The 22,133-nt window shown below is 61.9% G+C and carries 15 protein-coding genes and 1 tRNA gene; 5 read left to right on the plus strand and 11 right to left on the minus strand.

The window, feature by feature from the left end; genetic code table 11:
- Window positions 1–9 precede the first annotated feature (9 nt).
- A complete protein-coding gene (locus FAZ30_RS02660; RefSeq protein ID WP_233578346.1) occupies window positions 10–726 on the minus strand; it encodes a c-type cytochrome in 717 nt (238 codons plus the stop codon).
- Window positions 727–883: 157 nt separating this feature from the next.
- Here FAZ30_RS02660 and FAZ30_RS02665 point away from each other — a divergent pair.
- Window positions 884–960 (plus strand) — tRNA-Arg (locus FAZ30_RS02665).
- Window positions 961–1,604: 644 nt separating this feature from the next.
- Here the strand turns inward: FAZ30_RS02665 and bfr (FAZ30_RS02670) are convergent.
- From bfr (FAZ30_RS02670) to recC, 10 genes are all read right to left on the minus strand, one after another.
- Window positions 1,605–2,078, minus strand: coding sequence for a bacterioferritin (bfr, locus tag FAZ30_RS02670; RefSeq protein ID WP_124642191.1), 474 nt, complete (start codon window positions 2,076–2,078; stop codon window positions 1,605–1,607).
- Between the two features lie 9 nt (window positions 2,079–2,087).
- A complete protein-coding gene (gene bfr / locus FAZ30_RS02675) occupies window positions 2,088–2,558 on the minus strand; it encodes a bacterioferritin (protein ID WP_124642188.1) in 471 nt (156 codons plus the stop codon).
- Window positions 2,559–2,762: 204 nt separating this feature from the next.
- Entirely contained in the window at window positions 2,763–6,401 is a 3,639-nt protein-coding gene (locus tag FAZ30_RS02680) for an ATP-binding protein (protein WP_158613553.1), read from the minus strand.
- Between the two features lie 349 nt (window positions 6,402–6,750).
- Window positions 6,751–6,942, minus strand: coding sequence for a hypothetical protein (locus tag FAZ30_RS02685; RefSeq protein WP_124642184.1), 192 nt, complete (start codon window positions 6,940–6,942; stop codon window positions 6,751–6,753).
- Window positions 6,943–7,053: 111 nt separating this feature from the next.
- Complete coding sequence (locus FAZ30_RS02690; RefSeq protein ID WP_137008622.1) at window positions 7,054–7,935, minus strand: NUDIX hydrolase; 882 nt, start codon at window positions 7,933–7,935, stop codon at window positions 7,054–7,056.
- 125 nt (window positions 7,936–8,060) lie between these two features.
- Complete coding sequence (recD, locus tag FAZ30_RS02695; RefSeq protein ID WP_137008624.1) at window positions 8,061–9,785, minus strand: exodeoxyribonuclease V subunit alpha; 1,725 nt, start codon at window positions 9,783–9,785, stop codon at window positions 8,061–8,063.
- Window positions 9,782–10,513: a substrate-binding periplasmic protein gene (locus FAZ30_RS02700; protein WP_168190802.1), complete on the minus strand. Its 732-nt coding sequence runs from the start codon at window positions 10,511–10,513 to the stop codon at window positions 9,782–9,784. Before FAZ30_RS02700 ends, recD begins: the two co-directional genes overlap by 4 nt.
- Window positions 10,506–11,990, minus strand: coding sequence for a polyphosphate:AMP phosphotransferase (gene pap / locus FAZ30_RS02705; protein WP_124642177.1), 1,485 nt, complete (start codon window positions 11,988–11,990; stop codon window positions 10,506–10,508). The genes FAZ30_RS02700 and pap overlap by 8 nt, the downstream gene beginning before the upstream one ends.
- Before the next feature lie 223 nt (window positions 11,991–12,213).
- Window positions 12,214–15,783 (minus strand): exodeoxyribonuclease V subunit beta, encoded by a 3,570-nt coding sequence (recB, locus tag FAZ30_RS02710; protein ID WP_124642174.1) that lies wholly within the window; start codon window positions 15,781–15,783, stop codon window positions 12,214–12,216.
- Window positions 15,780–18,974, minus strand: a complete 3,195-nt coding sequence (gene recC, locus FAZ30_RS02715; RefSeq protein WP_137008628.1) for an exodeoxyribonuclease V subunit gamma — start codon at window positions 18,972–18,974, stop codon at window positions 15,780–15,782. The genes recB and recC overlap by 4 nt, the downstream gene beginning before the upstream one ends.
- 93 nt (window positions 18,975–19,067) lie before the next feature.
- On the opposite strand from recC, the gene FAZ30_RS02720 reads away from it, so the two are divergent.
- The 4 genes from FAZ30_RS02720 to ubiT all read left to right on the plus strand — a co-directional run bounded on the left by FAZ30_RS02720 (window position 19,068) and on the right by ubiT (window position 22,133).
- A complete protein-coding gene (locus FAZ30_RS02720) occupies window positions 19,068–19,451 on the plus strand; it encodes a SirB2 family protein (RefSeq protein WP_124642170.1) in 384 nt (127 codons plus the stop codon).
- A gap of 262 nt (window positions 19,452–19,713) precedes the next feature.
- The gene (ubiU, locus tag FAZ30_RS02725; RefSeq protein WP_124642168.1) at window positions 19,714–20,730 is read left to right on the plus strand and encodes a ubiquinone anaerobic biosynthesis protein UbiU; all 1,017 of its coding nucleotides are present in this window, start codon (window positions 19,714–19,716) and stop codon (window positions 20,728–20,730) included.
- Between the two features lie 55 nt (window positions 20,731–20,785).
- Window positions 20,786–21,712 carry a U32 family peptidase gene (locus tag FAZ30_RS02730; RefSeq protein WP_137008630.1) on the plus strand — a complete coding sequence of 309 codons (927 nt, stop codon included), beginning with the start codon at window positions 20,786–20,788 and terminating at the stop codon, window positions 21,710–21,712.
- On the plus strand, window positions 21,699–22,133 hold the full coding sequence (gene ubiT, locus FAZ30_RS02735; protein ID WP_124642164.1) for a ubiquinone anaerobic biosynthesis accessory factor UbiT: 435 nt from the start codon (window positions 21,699–21,701) through the stop codon (window positions 22,131–22,133). Before FAZ30_RS02730 ends, ubiT begins: the two co-directional genes overlap by 14 nt.

Consider the following 22,133-nt stretch of genomic DNA (forward strand, 5'->3'; position numbering starts at 1 on the left):
GACTTCTGCTTACTTGGCGTTATTCACCATGTATTCGACGGCAGCGCGGAATTCCGCATCGCTGCCACCAAAACCACCCTTGGGCGGCATGGCGTTCAGGCCCTTGGTGGCAATCTTCACCACTTCGTCCATACCTACTTTGGTACGCTCAGCCCAGGCAGCCTTGTCGCCAAACTTCGGCGCACCGGCCACGCCAGCAGCGTGACAGTTGGTGCAGACGGTTTCATAGATTTTCTTGCCCACCACAGCCGGATCAGCCGGTGCACCTGCGCCACCAACCGGCGGTTCGGTGAACTTGGCACCACCCGCATTGCCCATATAGGCCACGGCACGCTTCACTTCGTCGTCGGTCAGGTCAGCAGCGCCACCCTTGGCCGGCATGGCATTGAAGCCTTGCAGTGCATGTTGCGTCAGCGTATCCCAGCCCTTGGCAATACGCGCACCCCAGGCACCAGCATCACCAAACTTGGGCGAACCAGCCAGGCCCTGGCCGTGACAGGAAATGCAAATCGCCTTGAATACCTGCTCGCCATTACGCATGCCCGGAGGGGCGTCGCTGGCTTTCGATTCGCCAACCGGCTTCAGGCGAGCGGCAACAGCCTCCTTGGTCATGACCTCGGCATCAACGTTGTAACCACCAGTCGCCAGCTTGGCCAGCAACCAGATCGCCACTACCAAACCCACAACGACGCCAATCAGGACCTTGATGATCTGACCGGGAGCCATTCCGTTCTCATTACTCATTCGAGCCTCGCCTGAAAAAAATGACAATTAAGATGGGAGGGATTATACGGTAAGCCGTGAAGCAAGGCAAAAACCATACACTGGACTCGGACATGCCCTTTGCGCTATGATCCGCCCTGCTTTATAGCAATATCACAGCGCACCCGTAGCTCAGTTGGATAGAGTGTCAGTTTCCGAAGCTGAAGGTCACAGGTTCGATCCCTGTCGGGTGCGCCAACAAATTCAATCACTTAGAGTGATCAAACTCTAAGTCATCACACTAAAAATACCTCAGGGAGACTTCCTGGGGGACGCCTAGCATTTCCCGACCAGCCGTCCATACCTCATCCCCCCAAAGTGACCCTGCTCCTTCATTGACATCGGCACGCCCAAATTCTTCTCATTTTCTTTCGGAATGTGTTGTGGCGATAACAACCTGATGCAATACCTGCACCGCTCTCAACGCACAGCTCACTTTCCGCAAAAGCGTGAATATCAGGTGCTGACAACGATTTCAGAGTAGATACTTTCTGAAAATCTCCCACTCACTCTTTCTCGGGACGACTTCGGGACGGCTTTTCAACACACTGTGCTGCGACCTTGGGCAGTCATGTCCCTACTGATTTAAATCAGTCTCTGTTTTTTTCAGCTAGCCTGACTTGAATCGCCCCCTGCGCCCTAGACACCTCATGGGCCTCGCACAGCGTACTCCCAAGCCGCTTAGCAGACAGAACGATTAGATTAAGAGGTTAAGGTAAAAATCATGTCCATATGCATTGGACAGCGCGGGATCGTAGAGCTGCATCAGCAACTTCAGTACCGCAGGATAATAAAGGGCGATTGGCTCCTGACACCTCAAGAGCCAAATCGGGTCAATCAGATTACTCGCCGATCTGGCTTTGCAGATAGTTGGCCAGGCTGACATCGCGGATCAGGCTGAGCTGGGTTTCCAGCCAGTCTATGGTTTCTTCGCAGTGTTCCAGCAGCTCTTGCAGCAGTTCACGGCTGACATAATCCTGCCTCTCTTCACAATGGGCGATGCCGGCTAGCAGTTGCGGGCGCTGTACGTCGGTTTCATAGCGCAGGTCGCTACGCAGACATTCCTCGACGGTTTCACCGATGTGCAGTTTGCCCAGATCCTGCAGATTGGGCAGGCCTTCCAGAAACAGGATGCGCTCGATCAGCTCGTCAGCCTCTTTCATCACCCGAATCGATTGCTTGTACTGGTAGTCGTTGAGGCGTTGCAGCCCCCAGTTGCGGAACATGCGTGCGTGCAGGAAATACTGGTTGATGGCGGTCAGTTCGTTGCGCAGCAGCTGGTTGAGCAGTTTGATAACGGTTTTGTCGGCTTTCATGATGCGTCCTTATGCCATCTGGCTTTGCAGGTAGTTGGCCAGGCCGGTCAGCTCGATCAGGCGCAGCTGCTTTTCCAGGAAGTAGGCGTGGTCCATTTCCGTGTCGTCCAGCTGCACCACCAGCATTTCGCGACTGACATAGTCAGCTTCCTGTTCGCACAGGGCAATCGCCTTTTTCAGCTCACGCGTGACCTTGTATTCCACGGCCAGATCGGACTTGAGCATTTCCGGCACCGTGCTGCCGATTTGCAGTGCTTCGCGCTTGCTGAGGTCGGGCTTGCCTTCCAGAAACAGGATGCGCTGGATGATGGCCTGGGCGTGTTCGCGCTCATGGGCCGATTCGTGCAGGGCCTTTTCTGCCAGCTTTTGCAAGCCCATGTCGGCATACATTTCGCCATGCAGCAGGTATTGGTCGACAGCGGTGAGTTCTCCCGCCAGCAGTGTGTTGAGCAGATCGATGATGTTTTGTTTGCCTTGCATGGGGAAGGTCCTTCCAGCAGTTGAACGGGCAGGCCACTCGGGCCATGAGCAGTGCCGGCAGCAGCGTAGCCATCAGCATGGATGCCGGCAGCGGGAGAAACGGCGTGTGCTTGCAGTTTAAATGACAATATTTATCAATACTACCAATAACAGCCGGGGACGCTGCCACCGGCTGTGGTCATGGAGTGACTGATGCCAGGCAACTCAGGCCAGCTGCCCCCGCTCTTGGCTCAACACGGCCAGCAAATCGGGGATGGCAGCATACAGTGCCTGCACTTCTTCTTGCTGCTCGCCAATCTCCTCATGCTGGCGGCAATACTCTTCCAGGGCCTGGCAGCAAGCGATAACCTGGCTGGCATTGATGATGCGGGCGGCACCCTTGATCTGGTGGGCAATGCGCCCGACGCCAGCGGCATTGCCCAGCAAGACCAGGGAACACAGCGAGTCCATGTCGTCTTGCAGGCCCTGTTGCAGATGCCCCAGCAATTGCTGCAATTGTTCGGCCTCCATGAAGGAGAGTTCGTCCAGGCTGTAGCCCGCGTCCTGCCCGGCATCGGCCTCACTGATGCGGCCATGCATGTGCTGCTGCAGACAGCTGCGCAGGCCGGCCAGGCTGATGGGTTTGAACAGGCAGTCATCCATGCCGGCGGCACGGCAGCGTTCGCGTTCGTCCGGCAGCGCATTGGCGGTAAAGCCCAGCAGCAGCACGGGGGAGAGTTGCTCTTGCTCCTCTTGCTGGCGAATGGCCTGGGCCAGCTGGTAGCCATTCATTTCCGGCATATTGCAGTCGGTAAAGACCACGTTGAATCGTCCCTGCTGCCACATGATCAGGCCTTCGCGCCCGTGGGCGGCGACATCGGTCTGATGGCCGAGATAACGCAGCTGCTGTGAGAGCAGCAGCCGGTTTGCCACATTGTCGTCCACCACCAGAATACGCAGCCTGAGCTTGTCAGCTTGCCCGGCCTGCAGGCTGGCGGCCGGTGTCGCATCCACTTCGACGTAGGCTTGTTCGGACAAGGGCAAGCGCAATTCGATATCCAGCCGGGTGCCATCATACGGGCGGCTGCTGAGGGTGAGCGAGCCTTGCATCATTTCGCACAGAGTGCGGCTGATGACCAGCCCCAGCCCGGTGCCGCTCTGGACATTACGCTGCGAAGCAACAGCCTGCCCGAACGGCAGGAACAGCCGCTGCTGGTCTTCGGCGGAGATGCCGATGCCGGTATCGGTGACCCGTATCTGGACCAGCAATTGCTGATCCGGCAGCACGCTCTGGCGTACGCGCACGGTGACACTGCCCTGCTGGGTGAATTTGATGGCATTGCTGAGCAGATTGGACAGGATCTGCTTGAAACGCAGCGGATCGAGCATGACCTGCCATTGTACCGGCGTGGCCGGATCGACATCCAGAAACAGCCCCAGCTGCTTCTCTCTGGCCAGTCCGTCGAAAATGCGCATCACCGAACGCGTTTGCTCCAGCAGATTACAGGGTTCTGGATTCAGGCTGAGATGGCCGGATTCGATACGCACGATGTCGAGAATATCGCCGATCAGGCCCAGCAGACCTTGTGCCGAATCATAGGCCACTTGCAGCGAAGGCTGATCTACCACGCCATGGTCGGCCTGGCGCAAGGCCAGCTCCAGCATGCCGATGACTGCGCTCATCGGCGTACGGATTTCATGGCTCATGGTGGCCAGGAAGGTGGTTTTGGCCTGGCTGGCCTTGTCTGCCTGCTCCTTGGCGGCTTGTAGCTCCTCGATCAGCCGGCGGCGTTCGCTGATGTCTATCCAGCCGCAGATGACACCGCGGATCACGCCCTCGGTATCGCGGAAGGGCTGGATCCAGTGAAAGGCCGAAATATGCTGGCGGTTGAGCATGACTTCACGGTCGCGCTGGATGGGCACGCCGTATTCGATGGCCAGCTGGTAATCCTGCGCCAGGGTGGAGCGGGAGGTGTCGTCGATGTCGATAATCCCGCCGATATTGTCGCGATGGCTCATGGCCTCTTCGCGGGTCAGGGTCAGCGCCTGCAGATAATGCTCGTTGCAACTGAGCAACTGGCCTTTGCGATCCAGCACATAGACCGGATAGGGAGTGACATCGATCAGCGTGGTCATGAAGTTGAGCTGGTCGCTCAGTGCCTTCTCTGCGGTCTGGCGCTTGGCGATCTGCTTGCGCAAGCGGCTGTTCCACATCAGCGAAACCAGCAGCAGCAGGCTGGCGACGGCAATCACCAGATAGATCAGGCCCAGGCTGTAGTCATACCAGCTCTGGTTGCTGGCCCCCACATTGGTGCGCCAGCGTTCATTGAACAGGTTGTCGAGGCTCTCCGGCCCGATGCTGAACAGCGCCTTGTTGAGGATGGACAGCAGGATGCGATGATCGGTCGGCACCGCCAGCGACAGCACATTACCGGGAAGACCGGTAATGTTCGCCTCGCGCAACTTGCCGTTGAACAACAACGGCAGGTAGTAGCGGCTGTTCATGGTGGCGACCAGCGCCATGTCGGCCTTGCCGTTTTCCACCATGTCGAATGCGGAAACCGGATTGTTGACCTCTTTGAAAATGGCTCCAGGGAAGATCTTTTCCCATTGCATGGCCTTGACCAGCCCGCGATTGACCACCACCACCTTGTTGCGCATGTCGGCCACGGCCTGCGGCGGGTCGGTGTTGGTCCGTACCACCAGATTGTAGGAAAGCGGGGTCAGCGGCTCGGAAAACAGCAGATTGTCGGCGCTGCCGACATTGCGGATAGGCAGCGTGGTCAGATCAGCCTCACCACGACGCATGATCTCGAGAATGTTTTCCAGCGAATGCGCTTTGCGGATTTCCAGCCTGACACCCAGACGCTGGGCGATCAGCTCCAGCAGCTCGGCGCTGGCGCCCCGCCACACCCCCTGATCATCGAAAAAGGAAATGGGGGCAAAGCTATGGCCGGCGGCCACCCTGAGCACCGGATGCTGCTTCAGCCACTGCTTTTCTTCTGGGGTGAAATCGATGGGAAAGACATGCGGTTGCAACAGCAGCGTCCCACCACTCCAACGCTGAATCAACTGCTGATGCTGCGGTTCGTGGATCAGACCCAGCGCCTTGTCCAGCGCCTGGCGCAATAAGGTCTGGCGGGCCTGCATGGCAAAGGCCAGGCTGTTGTGCTTGCTGAAACGCTGGATGACTTTCAGATCGTCAACAAGGTTCTGATTGGCAACATAATTGATGGCGGTGGCATCGCCGAAGAACAGATCGATCTGATGCGCCGCCAGCGCCGACAAGCCCTCCGCCACCGAGGTATAGTCGCTCACTTCGGCTTCCGGATAGCGCTCGCGCAGCAAGCTGGGCGAATGATAAAGGTGCTGCATGCCAATGCGCAGCTTATGCGGATTGGGCTCGCCATAGCCAACCAGGATGGGCAGGTCTTCCAGATACGGCTGGCTCAGGCTCACCCCTGCGGTTTCCAGGCCGGGCAGAACGCTGCTGCTGAGCAGGTCGATATCACCGCGCTGCAGTGCCTGCAGCGCCAGCTGCGGGCTGGGATAACGGTAGACCTCGGGCTGCAGGCCCAGCCTGCTGCTGACAAAGCCGAAGACATCGGCGTTCAGCCCCTGAAAGCTGCCGCCGGCATTACTGATATCAAGAGGAGGAAAATCATCGGCAACCCCCAAGCGCAAGCGCTTCTTGTGCTGCAGCCATTCGGCCTCGCTTGCAGCTAGCTCCAGCGTCTGCACGCTGTACACATTTTGCGCACGCAGTTGCAAAGCCACCGCCCCACCGGCTGGCGGCGCGGCCGCACTGGCGATAGGACTGGCCATCAGGCACAGCCAGACGAACAACAGCCAAAATGAGCGCATGACTTTCCCACTGCCAAGGATTGAAGACGACCGTCCAATCTGCTGCTTGCTAGTCATGTCAGCCACTATGTGGTGGGCATGCGACAAGCAGGATGGAACAAGTCATGTCACCAGCTAGAGCTTCCCGCGAAGATACGTGGAAATTCGCATTTTTCTAGCAAGCATCGTCTTAACAGTATTGGTGAAGATTCCGAAATATGGAAAGTCGCCCTTTCAGGCAGTTGAATTTTGAAAATTATTTTCATCAACTGGCTGGCGGCTAATATGGAAAACAGCAGAAACTCCGGAAAACAGAGGGTTATGACGGGGACAAGCAGGGCAGGCCTGCAAAAAACTTGCAGTGGCTGCTTTATTGCAGCTCTTCCACTTTTTCCATTTTACGGCTGCGCAAATCCACCACCCGATGTATCTCTACGCGGATTTCTCGCTTGTACAGCAGATACATCAGCTTGGCAGCCTTGCGCGCCTGGTCGTGCGTCGAGTGCCATGGACCACTGTCATCGACACCAAAATCGCGCGAAATCAGGCGCAGGCGGTACATTTCCCTCTCTCCTCATGATGCTGGACACTATATCTATAGATTTTCGCACCATCATGCCAGAAACTGCCCCGCCTCAAAAAGAGATTGTCTGAAAATGCCGCCGGGCCTCAATCAAACGCCGGCATGAATGGCAAAGTCCAAGGGGTGGCACACGCCAGCCATGGCGGCAGCAATGTCAGCACTGTGCTGCTGCCAGTAGCCCAGGCGCAGCAAGCAGTCGGTCGCCACCAGTGCGGCATCGATCATGAACCGTTCGGCCACCAGCAGCTCTTCCACCTCTCGCAGCGACAGACAGACATGCTCGGCTACTTCACCATCCTGATTACAGGGCAGCTCGCTGGGCTTCAGCCATAAATCGTAGACATGCAGCCATTCGCGATGCAGGCCACGCTGGACGGGGCGCTCGGCCAGCAGCAGGCCGGTCTGTGGCAACAGCTCCAGCCGGTCAGCCGGAATGCCGGCTTCTTCCCAGCCTTCGCGCTCCAGCGCCAGCTCGATGGATTCGCCGGCAGCAATGCCGCCACCCATCAGATTGTCCATGCGATTGGGGTCGACCGCCTTGTCCGGGCTGCGCCGTCCCACCCACATGCGTACCTCGCCCTCCGGCGTGCGGGTCAGGCCATTCAGATGCACGGCACGGCTGGTCAGCCCCAGCGGACGGAAGGCTGCGCGCTCCAGTTCGAACAGCGGCGAGCCATCGGCGAGAAAAGCGGTGAAGTTTTCATTGCGCCAGCCATTGAGCCAGCCGGCCTCGTGCCAGCGACGCGCTGCCGCCTGCAGCTGGGTGCTGATGGCGGCGTAATCGCCCTCCACCATGCAGACCAAGCCTGCTGGCTGGCGGCGGAACAAGGATGCCTCGCTCAGTAGCAGGCGCTCCAACCAAACCTGGTTGACGCAGCCCAGCTGGTGCGGGCCGATGAAGAGCGGGGTGAATGCACTGCGATCGAAACGGGTGATCTTGGCCAGATACCCCAGAACTCCATCCACTTGCATGATGACTCCGAACAGATTGCCTATTGCGGGAAGGCGCCATCATAGGATGCAACAAGGATTTTGCCCAATTTTTTCAGCGTCTTGCGTGCGAAAAACAAATATTCCATGTGGAAGTGTTGCAGAATTCACACGCGCGCTTGGCGCAGCAAATCGGCCAGCCCGGAGTAGCGCGCCGGAGCCAGCCGCACCGCCTGCTGCCACACTTCGTCGCTACCTGCCACGGCGAAGCGCTGGCGGGCACGGGTAATGGCGGTGTAGATCAGGGCGCGGTTGAGCACCGGCCCTGGTGTGCTAGGCAATTGCAGCCAGACTTCGTCGAATTCCGAGCCCTGGCTTTTGTGTACGGTCATGGCAAACACGGTTTCGTGCTGCGGCAGACGGCCCGGGGCAAACTCGCGCCAGCTGCCGTCTGCGGCGGGGAAAGCCACCCGCAGACCTTGCGGCCGCTCCACGGTGAAGCCGATATCGCCATTGAACAAGCCGACACCGTAATCGTTGGCACTGATCATCACCGGACGGCCGGCATACCAGTCGCGCCCGGCCTGTTTGCAGCCGCTTTGTTCCAGCAAGGCCTCCATACGCTGGTTGGCCTGTTCGACCTGGCGCCGCTCGGCCGCCAGCAACATGAACTGCGAAAATGCAGCCTGGACCTGCTCCAGCGGCTGCTGCTGCTGGATGGCGTCCAGATAGGGCTGACGACGTGCCGACAACTCCGCATCGTCCAGCAGTGCTGCCTGCCGGATATCGTCGTGCTGCCCGGCCTGCAATAGCTGCAAGGCGGCAGTGGCATCGCCCAGATTGACCAGCCGGGCCAGCTCGCCGATGCCGGAATCGGCGCGGAAACGATGGCTGTGGGTCAACAGCACCACGCTGTCGGCCAGCGCACCGGCCCTGCCCTCGTCCGCCGGCAAGGGGCCTGCGCCGGCCTGTGCCAGCCAGTCGCGGGTAGCCGGCAGATACGCCACCTGTCCGCACAAATCGCCGAGTACCGCACCGGCATCCACCGATGCCAGCTGATCGCGGTCGCCCAGCAGAATCAGCCGGGCCTGTGCCGGCAGGGCCTCCACCAGACGTGCCATCAGCGCCAGATCAATCATCGAGGCTTCATCCACCACCAGCACATCCAGTGGCAGCGGCTGGCCGGCGTGATAGCGTGGCTGGGCCGCTCCCGGCCGCAAACCCAGCAGCCGGTGCAGGGTTTGTGCCTGTTGCGGCAGCTGGGCGCGCACGCTGTCGGATACCGGCAGGCTGTCGCGGGCATTGCGTACCGATTCGCTCAGGCGGGCAGCGGCCTTGCCGGTTGGTGCTGCCATCGCCATGACCTGTGGCCGCTCCGCCAACATGGCCAGCATGGCCAGCAAACGCACCACCGTGGTGGTTTTGCCGGTGCCCGGTCCACCAGACACCACCAGCAGGCGCTGGCGGGCGGCCAAGGCAGCGGCGAGCTTTTGCCGGTCGGGCTGCCCGGCCTGCACCGCAGGAAACAACTGGCGCAACACCGGCTCCAGCGCGGCAGCGGGCAGTGGCCGGTGATCGGCCGCCAGCTGCGCAAGCTTGCGCGCCAGGCTCTGTTCGTCAAACCAGTGACGGGCGAAATACAGCCGCCCGGCATCATCCAGAATCAGCGGGGCATAGCTGCCCGGTTTGCCCAGCACCGGCGAAGCCTGCAGCAGGCGGCGCTCCGCCCGGTGGGCAATGGGCAGGCAGACATGGCCGGCCTGATTGGCGGCAGCCAGTTCGCAGACCAGCGCCAGCGTGCTGTCATCCAGCGTCGGGTCCAGCCGCAACAGCAGTTGGGATAGCTGCTGCGGCAACAGGGGGGCAGTGACTGCCTGGGAGGAAGGGCTCATCCGCGGGATTTCTGGAAAATGGCCTTGAGTTTGCCATTGGCCTGCAACTGGCTGATGGCGCGATTGAGGGCCGGCAGCCATTGGCGAAATTGCGGATGCAGCCGCAGCATCACCGGCTGTGAGCTGATCTGGCTGCCCGGTTCGCAGCGCAGCTCTTCCGGCAACAGCGTCAGGCGTTCGATCTGGCGGCGCTCCAGCACCACGGCATGCAGACGGCCCAGCCGCAGCTTGCTCAGCACCTCGTTTTCGCTCTGCGACATCTCATAGTGCACGCCGTGACGGACAAACTCGGACTCGAAGGCGCTCAGCGGCTGTCCTTGCAGCAGGCCGATGGTCTGCCCGCGCAACTCCTCCAGCCCGCGACCGGCCCTGGCATTGCCAGACCGGCTGCACAGCTGGTAATCCAGCGTACCGATGGGCAGGGTATAAAAGCCGCCCACCGGCGACAGGCTGCGCCAGGCCGGATTGACGCCGACCTCTACGTCGAGCCGGGCCACTTCGAACAGCTGCTGGATACGCAGGGCCGGGTAGTACTCGATATCGAAACGCACCCCGCTGAGCTTGCCGATCTGCTCCAGCGCCTCGCGATAGATGCCGGCCATCGGGCTGTCCGGGGTGAAGTTATAAGGGCCGGCATTATCCACCACCACGCCTGCACGCAGGGTGAGATCGGCTGCCTGCGCCGGCAACAGCCACAGACAGCAGCACAACAACAGAAAACTACGCACCCAACCTTGCCTCCAGCGCCGCGCAAATGGTGCTGAGCACCTTGATGCGCGCATAGTATTTGTTATTGGCCTCCACCAGCGTCCACGGCACCTTGCTGGTGCTGGTGCGGTCGACCATATCGCTGACTGCCAGCTTGTAGGCATTCCACTTTTCGCGATTACGCCAGTCTTCCTCGGTAATCTTGAAGCGCTTGAAGCCGGTTTCCTCACGCAGCTTGAAACGCGCCATCTGTTCTTCATTGCTGATGGCCAGCCAGAACTTGAGCACGATGGCACCGTTTTCGGTGAGCTGGTGCTCGAAGTCGTTGATTTCATAGTAAGCGCGCATCCAGTCGCGCTCCTGGGCAAAGCCTTCCACCCGCTCCACCAGCACGCGGCCATACCAGGTGCGGTCGAAGATGGTCATGCCGCCCTTGCCCGGCACCTGGCGCCAGAAACGCCACAGCCAGGGTTTGACGCGCTCTTCCTCGGTAGGTGCGGCCACCGGCACCACGCGGTAGCTGCGTGCATCCAGCGCCTGGGTGATGCGGCGGATGGTGCCGCCCTTGCCGGCGGCGTCGTTGCCTTCAAAAGCCAGTACCAGCGAATGGTTCTTGAAGCGCTCGTCACGGGTCAGGCTGTTCAGCCGGCCCTGCAACTCGGCCAGCCGTTTCTTGTATTCAGCCTTGTCCATTTGCTGGTCCAGCTGCAAGGTATCCAGGATGACCTTGTCGTCGATGGGGGCCAGCAACGGCGGTGCTTCCGAAGCATCGACCACCGCACCAGCCTGGCTGATGCGGTTGCGGATAGCCTTGAGAATGGTCTGGCCAACCGTCAGGCTGCGGAAATTGGCATCTTCGCCATCCACCACAATCCACGGCGCGTAGGCGGTATTGGTCAGGCGGATCATGTGCTCGCCGTATTTGCGGATGGTGTCGTAGCGCTCCATATTGGCCTTGTCATCCGCCGTCACGCGCCAGCGGGTGGCCGGATCCTTTTCCAGCTCTTTCAGCCGCTTGCGCTGCTTGTCCTTGGTCAGATGGAACCAGAACTTGAGAATCAGCGCGCCATCCTGGCTGATCATGCGTTCCAGCCGCATGATGTCGAAGATTTCGCGGTCGTAAGCGTCATGGTCGATCACGTCGTACACACGGTCGAACAGCGCGTCGGAATAATAGGAGCCAAAGAAAATGCCGATGCGGCCTTTGGCCGGCAGCTTTTGCCAGTAGCGCCACATCCAGGGCCGGGCGCGAGCTTCGTCATTGGCCGAGGCAAAAGCCACGGTGTCGATCAGCCGCGGGTCCAGCCACTCGTTGATCAGGTTCATGGTTTCGCCACGGCCGGCACCGTCAAAACCGTGAATCAGGATCAGTACCGGGAAATCGGCCTTTTCCTTCAGGTCGTACTGCACGTCCAGCAAGGCTTCACGCAGCAGCGGTACTTGCTCGCGATAGCTCTCTTTGCTGATGCTGTGGCCGATTTCTGCCGATTCAAACATTCCCGTCTCCCGTGATGAACGACCTGTTATTGCTGCTGGCCATGCGGCCTGCTGGCGCTTTTTTACGCAGTACAGCCTTATTAATGGAAGGAATTCACAAAAACCGCCTACGAGAGGGCCGCGCCTGCCTGCGCTGACCATACAGTGTGCCGCACACATCCCGCCGCACAGGCGCAGTGCACCAGTCTACTCCATGCCATTGGCAAGGCAATGATAGTTGCTGTCAACACAACAAGCCATCCAGCTCGGCAAGTAAAGCCTGTGCTGGCTGATCATTCCAGATGCCCATGCCGGCCATCCCCATGCCACGCAGGTAGAGGTAGCGCACGCCACCAAAGCAGGTGAAAAAATCACGCCCGCGTGCACTGAAATAGCGTCGCAGCGCCACGCAGTAAATCAGGTATTGCAGATAGTAGTGCTCGCGCGCCACCGACTGCAGCAAGCACTCGGGAGCATAGTCCATGGCCTGCTCACCCAAGTGGTTGGATTTGTAGTCCACCAGATACACCAGGCCGTTGGCCTCGAACACCAGATCGACAAAGCCCTTGAGATAACCGCGCACCGTGCGGAAATCCAGCCCGGCAGCAGCTGTGCGCAGTGGCTGGGCCAGGCCGTTGGCCGGATCGCTCAGTACGCGGCGCAAGGCGGCCACATCCAGCTGGCGCACTGGCAGGGTGAATTCCATTTCCACCAGCTTACGCCCGGCCGGCACGCCGGCCAGCCTCACACCGGGGGCCAGCTCGGCATCCAGCGTCTGGCGCAGTAGCTGCATGGCCCCCGGCTGCCAGCTATCGGCAAAACCGTGGCGACGCAGCTGCTGTGCCACCACCGGCTGCAACTGGGCATCGCTCATGCCGAAATCGATGTTTTCAAACATGGCATGCAGGCAGGTACCGGCACGCGCGCCACGAGGAAAGGCAAACGGGCTGTCGATTGCCAGCAGCTCGCCGCCCTCTGCCGGCAATACCGGCAGGCCGCCGTCGTGGTCTGGCCGTTCGTTGGCCTTGCTGCTGCGGCCATGGGTAAGCGAGGTAAAGCTGGCTACCCGCCATGGGCTGTAAACCGGCCGCTGGAACAGGCGCGCACTATAGTCCTGCCGCGCGTCCTGCGCCAGAGGCAAGGGATTCAGCCCGCACTCCAGCTGGCGCAGATGCAAGGCCGCCGGCAAACGGCTGGCCAGCCCGGCCAGTTGCTGCTCCAGCATGGCCGGGCTGAATTCCAGCTCGCGCAGGCTGGCCAGATCCGGGCAGTCCACAGCATGCAGCAGCCAGGACAGCGCCGCCGTCTGCATGTCCTTGACCCAACCCCAGGCCAGATACTGGCGGTGCTGGGCGCGGGTCAGTGCCACGTACAGCAGGCGCAGCTTTTCGGCCAGCATTTCGCTGCCAGCCTGCTGGCGCACGGCGGCATCGGCCAGCACGTCCGGGCTGAGCATGGCCTGCCCGGCTTCGCGGTAGCGCCAGAAGCTGGTATTGCGCCGCTCCAGTGCGCCATCCCACAGATAGGGACAGAACACGATGGGGTATTGCAGCCCCTTGGAGGTATGGATGGTGACGATCTTCACCAGCGCGGCATCGCTTTCCAGCCGCAGCATGGCTTCCTCACCGCCAGACGGGCTGGCCACCCTGCCCTCCAGCCAGGCCAATAAGGGGGCCATGCCGTGACGGCTGTCGCTTTCGCTTTCGCTTTGCAATAGCTCGGCCAGATGCGACAGATTGGTCAGCCGCCGCTCGCCATCGGGCAGGGGCAACAGGCGCAGCGGCAGTTGCTCGCGTGCCAGGAAATGCCGCCAGGCGCTCATGAAGCCCTGCTCCAGCCAGCGCTGGTGGTCGGCGGCATTGGCCAGCAGCCGCGCTTCCCACTGTGTCTCATCTTCCACTTCGGCCAGCAGGCGGGCGGCATCCAGCCCGTACAGCTCGGTCACTAGCGCAGCACGCAGCCGGCTTTCGCTGGCCGGTTCGGCCCAGGCGCGCAACAGGGCCAGCAGCTCGGCTGCCTCATGGCTGGCAAACACGCTTTCCTGGGTGAGCGCCACGCTGGCCACGCCACGCTCGGCCAGGGCCTGGCGCATCTGTTCGCCCTGACGGTGGGTGGACACCAGCACGGCAATGTCGCCACCACGCAGGGGCCGGCGCTGGCCGCCCTTATTGATGGCAGCCTGGTCCTGCCCGGCCAGCGTCAGCAAGCGGGCGATTTCATGGGCGCAGCCCTGTGCGCTGGCGCGGGCGGCGCTGTCCTTGTTCTGCGGCTTGTCGCCCTCGGGCGGCTGCCACAGCACGGTAAAGGCCGCGTCCTCGTCCGCCACTTCCAGCACGGCACCGGAGCTGGGCGCGGCGTGCACCGGCTGATAGCTGATGGCATCCAGCAAAAACGGCCGGGCGCGGCCAAACAGCTGGTTGACCACCTCGACCAGCGGCACATCCGAGCGACGGTTGGTATCCAGCGAGTATTGCTGGGCGGCGGGCGCATCCTGCCGCGCATCCAGATAGGCAAAGATATCGGCACCGCGAAAGCTGTAAATCGCCTGTTTGGGGTCGCCCACCAGAAATAGCGGCCGGCCCTGCAGGGCAAAACAACTGCGGAAGATGTCGTACTGGATGGGGTCGGTATCCTGGAATTCGTCGATCAGCGCCACGCGGAAACTGCGCGCCACGGCGGCGGCCAGTTGCGCACCGCCATCGGCAGCGGCGAGGGCTGCGCCCAGTTCGGTGAGCAAATCGTCAAAACTGCGCACCCGCTCCTGGCTGCGGCGGCGAGCCAGTTCCTCGTTCACCCAGGCAATCAGTTCCAGCTTGAGCCCCGCCAGCGATAGCTGCAGCTGGGCCAGATAGCCATCCCAGGCGGCCAGCCAGTCGCCAATACGCTGGAACAGCAGATGCTCGGGCGCGACAAAGCCCTTTTTCATGGCCTTGACCAGCGCCTCCGGCCTGAGCTTGTCCAGCCGTTTCAGCGCATCGCGGCCCAGGATGGGCAGGCTGTCCGGCTCGGCCAGCCATTGCTGCAGCTCGGCCATGCTGCTTTCCAGCTGTGCCCGGCTGTGGCTGGTGGCCTTGAAACCTTCGGTGGCCAGCAACAGATCAAAACCGCTCTGCAGCGTGACCGCATCCGCCGCCAGTTGCTGCCAGCACCGCTCCAACTGTTGCAAAGCCTGCTGCAGATCGCGCTGCGCCGGCATCACCATCTGCAGATAGGGCTTGGCCAGCCAGGGGCGGATTTCCGCCAGCCAGCCATCCGGGGTTTCCCCCGCTTCGGCCAACACCTGTGACAGCAAGGGGCTGGTGACCACCCGCCGCCGCCAGAAATCATCCACCACCTCCACCAGCAGGCGGTCGTCGTCGCTGACCAGCTCGGCGGCAAAGGTCTGACCGCTTTCGAAAGCGGCATCGGTCAGCACACGCTGGCAGAAACCATGAATGGTATAGATGGCCGCACCGTCAAAACCGGTAATGGCGGCCAGCAGGCGCTGTTCGGCCAGATCCCGCACTGCACCGGGGGCAAAACGCTGCGCCAGAGCCTGCAGGAAATCATTGCCCTCCTGCTTGCCCTGCAATACCTCGAGAAAATCGGTGAGCTGCTGGCGCAGGCGCTCGCGCAATTCAGCGGTGGCGGCCTTGGTGTAGGTCACCACCAGCAGGCTGTCGATGCCGGGCGGGGCTTCGCCGTTGACCTCTTCCAGCAACAGCCGCAGATACAGTGCAGCAATGGTCCAGGTCTTGCCGGTGCCGGCCGAGGCCTCGATCAGGTTGACCCCGGCCAGCGGGCATTCGAGTGCATTCAGTACCTGCAGGCTCATGCCTGGCCCCCCAGCCGCGCCAGTAGCGGCAATAACAGTGTTTCGGCCAATTGGGCAAACAGCGGGTCGGCCAGCGGGTCGAGGTGGCGGAACACCAGCTGGTTGACCGGCTCCTCGCATTGCGCAGCGGCAAAATCGCCGACAAAGCTGGGGTCCCATTTGTCCAGCGCCTTGGCCAGCGCCAGTTGCGGTGCGCTGTCCAGCTTGTACAGCTGCTCGGCATAGGCCCAGCTGGTGCGGCCAAAAAACGGCAAGGGCTGTTGCTGGCCCTGCTGCCAGCGCACCACCCAGGCCGAGAGCAGGGCCAGTGCGTCCGGCTCATCCTCCAGCCGCAGGTGGCCGCTGTCGTCATACAGCACTGACTGGCAGGCAATGCCGGCAGGACGCATGGCGCATAGCAAGAGGTGGGTCAGCCACCATTCCAGCCGCTCGGCGGCATTCATCTTGCCGATCACCAGCCGGATCTGCCCTTCGGCCCGTAGCCCGCCCAGTTCACCAGCCAGGGTCAGGCCATGCAGCTGGATATTCACCGGCTGCGGCGGCAGCGTGGCTTCGCTCAGTACTGCGGGCAGGCGGTATGCCAGCCGGGCGGCACTGGCACTTTCACTGCCAAGCCAGGCCTGGCCAAGCGCGGCAGGCGGCAGCAGGCCGGCCCCCGCCAGCCGCTGCTTGACCGGTGCCACCGGCTTGCCAGCCAGCATGCGCTCCACCAGCTGGCTGCGCAGGGTGCGGCTGGCGTCGCGATCCACGCTGAATGGCTCGCGCACTGGCAGCGCATCCTGCTGGCCTTGCAGACGAATGGCCAGACGCTCGGCCAACCAGGCCCGCGGCGGGTTTTTCCAGAAGCGGATGAAGTCATTGACATGCAGCACGCTGCTGCCCGGCAAGGGCGGCAGCTCGCTAGCAAAAGGCCGGGGCTGACTGGGCGGGGCCGCCAGCGCCTGGGCAAAGCTGGGCTCGAAACTGGCCAGCCGTGGTTCAACCCCGTCGTAGCAGCGCGGCGAAAACGGCTGCAGCGGGTGACGTAACAGCAGCTGCGCCGTGGCCGCATCACCACACATGGCTTTGAAGCAGTCCTGCAATTCGGCAAGCAGTGGCGAAGGCGGCAGCGATTCGTTATTGCGTGCCGACAAGCCGACATAAGACAGATACAGGCGCTGGCGTGCCGACAGAATGGCTTCCAGAAACAGGTAGCGGTCGTCAAAGCGGCGCGAACGGTCACCCCGGCGCGGATGGCGTGCCACCAGATCAAAGCTGACCGGGCGCTCATCGCGCGGATAGGCACCGTCGTTCATGCCGATCAGGCACAGCACGCGAAAGGGAATGGAGCGCATCGGCACCATGGCGCAGAAGGTGATGCCGCCGGACAGAAAACCCAGCGGCGAGGCCACGGTGAGCTTGCGCTGCAGCCAGTCGCGCAGCACGGCCAGGCTGAAGGGCTGGGCAAAGTCGGCCATCGCCGCATCGTCCACCAATTCTTGCAGGGCATCGCGCAATACTTCCAGCGCCAGTTCGCCGTCTTCGTCCACCGCGAACAGGCGGTCGGTGGCCAGCAACAGCCGTTCGGCCCAGTCGGCCGCAGCGACAGGCGTGGCCCAATCGCGGGCCAGTTCGTCCAACACGGCATAACAGCTGGCAAAGCGCGCCAGGGCTTCGCTCAGTTGGCCACTGGCACCGGCCTGCGGCAACAGCCCGCCGAACAGGCCGCTGTCATCACCAGCCATGGCTGGTGGCAGGATGCTGCCTAACAGCAGGCGGTCCAGCCCCCAGCGCCAGGTAAACAGCGGATCGGCCGGCAGGCCCAGCGCCGCCTTGTGCGCGGCATCGCGCCCCCAGCGGATACCACTGGCCCGCACCCAGTCCTGGATGAAGGGCAGGTCTTCCGCGGTCAGGCCAAAGCGCTGCAATAGCGCCGGGCTGTCGAGCAAGGCCAGTACCTGGTCGGCAGCAAAACGCGAATCCAGCAAGTGCAGCAGATTGCCGATGGCGGCCAGCAGCGGTTCTTCGCGCTCCACGCGGCGGTCGGCAATGGCATAAGGCAGATTGGGCGCATCATCGCGCTGGCCGAATACCGCATCAATATAAGGAGCGTAACTGTTGATGTCCGGCGTCAGCACCACGATGTCGGCCGCGCTGAGCGTGGGATCGTCCGCCAGCATGGCCAGCAGCCGGTCTTTCAGCACCTCCAGTTCGCGCATGGCACCGTGGGTGGCATGCAGCTCGATGGAGGCATCGTCGGGGCTCAGCCACTGGCCATCATGGCCGGGCATGTCCAGTTGCAGGATATCGCGCTGCAGGCGAGCCAGCAGGCTGTCGCCCGTGGCCTCGGCAAACAGCGGGCGGGCATCCAGCTCGGCATCGGCGGCAATCAGTTCGAAAAAGTCACGTCCCTGCTTGCCCAGCGAGGCCAGCAGCGGGTGGCCTTCGGTGGCGAACAGGTCGCCCTTTTCCCGCAGCTTGAGCTTGCGGCGGGTATCGACGATATCGCCCCAGTAGGCCTCACAGGGATTGAGGGTGAACAGGCAGACATCGGTCAGCTCGGACAGGCGCTTGATCAGCGCCAGATACATCGGTGCCAGGCTGGCAATGCCAAACAGGGTAATGCGCTCCGGCAGATGCTCCGGTCGCAGCTCGGCAAAGAATTCGTCCAGCATGCGCACGCGGTGGCGGCCGGGGTCCTGCACGGCCAGCTGCTGCCACAGTGCAGCCTGCCATGCCTCGTCCTCGCCCAGATCCAGCCGCTCGCCGCGCTCCCAGGCACGAATCCAGTCCGGGCGGAATACCAGGTATTGGTCAAAGATGTCGGCTACTTTGCCGGCCAGCTCGAAAGCAGCCGTCTCGCCACCAGCGGCATAGCGCTGCAAGGGCGCAAATACTTCGCCTTCCAGCACGGGCAACAGCTGCAGCAAGCGCCAGCTGAGCACCTCGGGAGTAAACGAGGATTTGCGCGGCAACTCCGGCATGACTTTCTGCATCAGCCGCCAGGCAAAGGCTGCCGGCAGCACAAAATCGATATTGGCGGCAATGCCACACTGCTGCGCCAGATCCAGCGTCATCCAGCGCCCCATGCCTCGGCTCTGTACGATCACCGTTTCGGCGGCAAAGGGGTTGGACAGCGGCTGCGCCTGCAACATGGCGGCATACAGCTGACCCAATTGCTCCAGACGATTGGACTGATAGAGAAAAAGCATGGCGGGAACACGGCTAAAAGCAAGGATGTCAGTGTACCATCAGCCTTTGGCCGCCATCACGCGATGCCCAAGGCATAACATTCAGGAATCCGCATGTATCCCTATCTGATCATCAAGCATGCCCACATGGGCCTGGCCTATCTCACCATTTTGCTGTTTGCCGTGCGCGGCGGGCTGATGCTGGCGGATCGACAGCGCATTCTGGCGCTCAAACCCTTGCGCATCCTGCCGCATGTCATCGACACCTTGCTGCTGGCGCTGGGGGTGACACTGGTGGTGATGGGTGGCTGGCCAGTGCTGCAAAGCCCGTGGCTGCTAGCCAAAATCGGCGGCCTGCTGGCCTATGTGCTGCTGGGCACCATCGCCCTCAAGCGTGGCCGCACCAAGCAGATACGCAGCATGGCCCTGCTGGCCGCCCTGCTGGTGGTGGGTTATATCGTGCTGGTAGCCAAAACCAAGCTGGTACTGCCGCTGTAAGAGCAGCGAACAAAAACCCTGTTGCGGCCTTGCGCCTGCTTGCCGTGCTGCTTGTATTGTCTGCGCTGGCGCACCTTGCCTTAGGGGCGCTACGCTATTTTGTTCGCCGCTGCTGGCAGCTGGCCAATATTGGGGGATGGCCTGCGCCATCCAGGCCACTCCCTTTCCCCCACACCACTCCCCACCCCTTGACCCAGAACAAGTCCCGCGCCACAGCGCTCTGCTACTGTCTGGCGGTTTCAATCGCTGACACCAAGCCATCATGCCTGCCACACGACCTCTGCCGGAGCTGGTTTGCCCGGCGGGCAGTCTGCCCGCCCTCAAGGCCGCCGTGGACAACGGTGCCGACACCGTCTACCTCGGCCTGAAAAACGACACCAATGCCCGCAACTTTGCCGGGCTGAACTTTGACGACCGCACCGCGCGCGAGGGCATACGCTATGCCCATCAGCATGAGCGCAAGGTCTTGCTGGCCATCAACACCTATGCCCAGGGCGGCGATATCAGCCGCTGGCATCGTGCCATCGACGAAGGTGCTGATCTGGGCGTGGACGCCATCATCCTGGCCGATATCGGCCTGATGGAATATGCCCGCCGCCGCTACCCCCAGCTGCGCCTGCACATGTCGGTGCAAAGCTCGGCCACCAATTACGAAGCCATCAATCTGGCGCAAGAGCTGTTCGATATCCGCCGCGCCGTGCTGCCACGGGTGCTGACGCTGGATCAGGTGAAACAGGTCATCGACCACACCCAGGTGGAAATCGAAGTATTTGGCTTCGGCAGCCTGTGCGTGATGGTGGAAGGCCGCTGCCTGCTGTCCAGCTATGCCACCGGCGAATCGCCCAATAGCCACGGCGTCTGCTCCCCGGCCAAATTCGTGCGCTGGGAACACGGCAGCCAGGCGCTGGGGGCCCGGCTGAACGGCATCCTGATCGACGAATACCAGCAGGGCGAACCGGCAGGCTACCCTACGCTGTGCAAGGGGCGCTTCGAAGTGGAAGGCGATACCTATTACGCGCTGGAAGAACCCACCAGCCTCAACGTGATGGCCATGCTGCCGCAAATCATCGATATCGGCGTGGCCGCCATCAAGGTGGAAGGCCGCCAGCGCAGCCCGGCCTATGTGGCACAAGTCACCCGCACCCTGCGCGAAGCACTGGATGCGGCCGGACGCGAGCCGCAGCGTTTCTCGGTGAAACCGGGCTGGACCCAGGCATTGTCCAAGCTGGCAGAAGGCCAGCAACAGACCCTGGGTGCCTATAACCGGCCATGGAAATGAATGACAGCGTGCCGGCAGGCTCGCACGCCATGCCGGCCCAACAAGCAGGGCTGATATGAATACATTGCAACTGACGCTGGGGCCGGTACTGTTTTACTGGTCGCGCGACGATATCCTGCGGTTTTACAGCGAAGCCGCCGACTGGCCGCTGGAAACCATCTATCTGGGCGAAGCCGTCTGCTCGCGCCGCCAGCAACTGCGCGGCCAGGACTGGATCGCCCTGGGTAAGGAACTGGCCGAAAGCGGCCGCCAGGTGGTGTTGTCCAGCCTGGCACTGATCGAGAGCGAATCCGACCTGCGCCGCCTGCGCAAGCTGGTGGAAAACGGCGACTTGCAGCTGGAAGCCAACGACCTGGGCGCGGCCCGGCTGGCGCAGCAGCAAGGCCGACCCTTTGTGGCGGGTCATCACCTGAATATCTACAACGCCGACACCCTGGCCCTGCTGCAGTCGCTGGGCGCACGGCGCTGGATTCCGCCAGTGGAAATGGACCGTGACACGCTGGCCGCCGTGCTGCAGCAGGTTTCCAGCAAAGGCTTGAATATCGAAACCGAGCTGTTCGCCTGGGGCCGCCTGCCACTGGCGCTATCTGCCCGCTGCTTTACCGCACGTCACTACAATCTGTCCAAGGACGATTGCCAGTTCCGCTGCCTGGAACATCCGGACGGGCTGCGGCTGAATACCCGCGAGCAGCAGGCCTTCCTCACCATCAACGGCATCCAGACCATGTCGGACGGCTGCCACTCCTTGCTGCCGCACCTGGCCGACATTGCCGCCATGGGCGTGAAAGCGGTACGCATCAGCCCGCAGTGGCAGCACACCGAGCACGTGGTCGCCGGCTACCAGCAAGCCATCCAGGCCCTGAACAGCCCGCTGCGCCCCGACATCGACCTAGCGCCCTACGCCGACAGCCGCCTGGTGGATGGCTACTGGCGTGGCGAAGCCGGCATTGCCGCCATTGGAGAAGCCCATGCGCATTCCTGAACTGACCCTGCCCGCCACCATGGCCAGCCTGCTGGGCCGGCTGCCCGCCACCCCGCCCTGCTGGGCGCTGGTCACCACGCTGAATCAATTGAAAAAACGCGACATCCTGCCGGCCGACATGAGTTTGCTGGCCGGACACAGCTTTGAAGTACACGTGCAGGATGCCGGCATGCGGCTGGGATTTTCTGCCGACGAGGAAAAGTTCAAGGTAGCCAGCGTCGGCGATACGCCAGACCTGCGGCTGTCGGCCAATCTGGCGGACTTTGCCCGCATGATGCTGCGCGAGGAAGACCCGGACACCCTGTTTTTTAATCGCAAGCTGATCATCGAAGGCGATACCGAACTGGGCCTGATCGTGAAAAACCTGCTGGACAGCGTGGACTGGAGCAGCACCCCGCTGCAGCGTTTCATGGCCGTATAA

Source organism: Aquitalea aquatilis, assembly GCF_005155025.1.
In the GTDB taxonomy this organism is placed as follows: domain Bacteria; phylum Pseudomonadota; class Gammaproteobacteria; order Burkholderiales; family Chromobacteriaceae; genus Aquitalea; species Aquitalea aquatilis.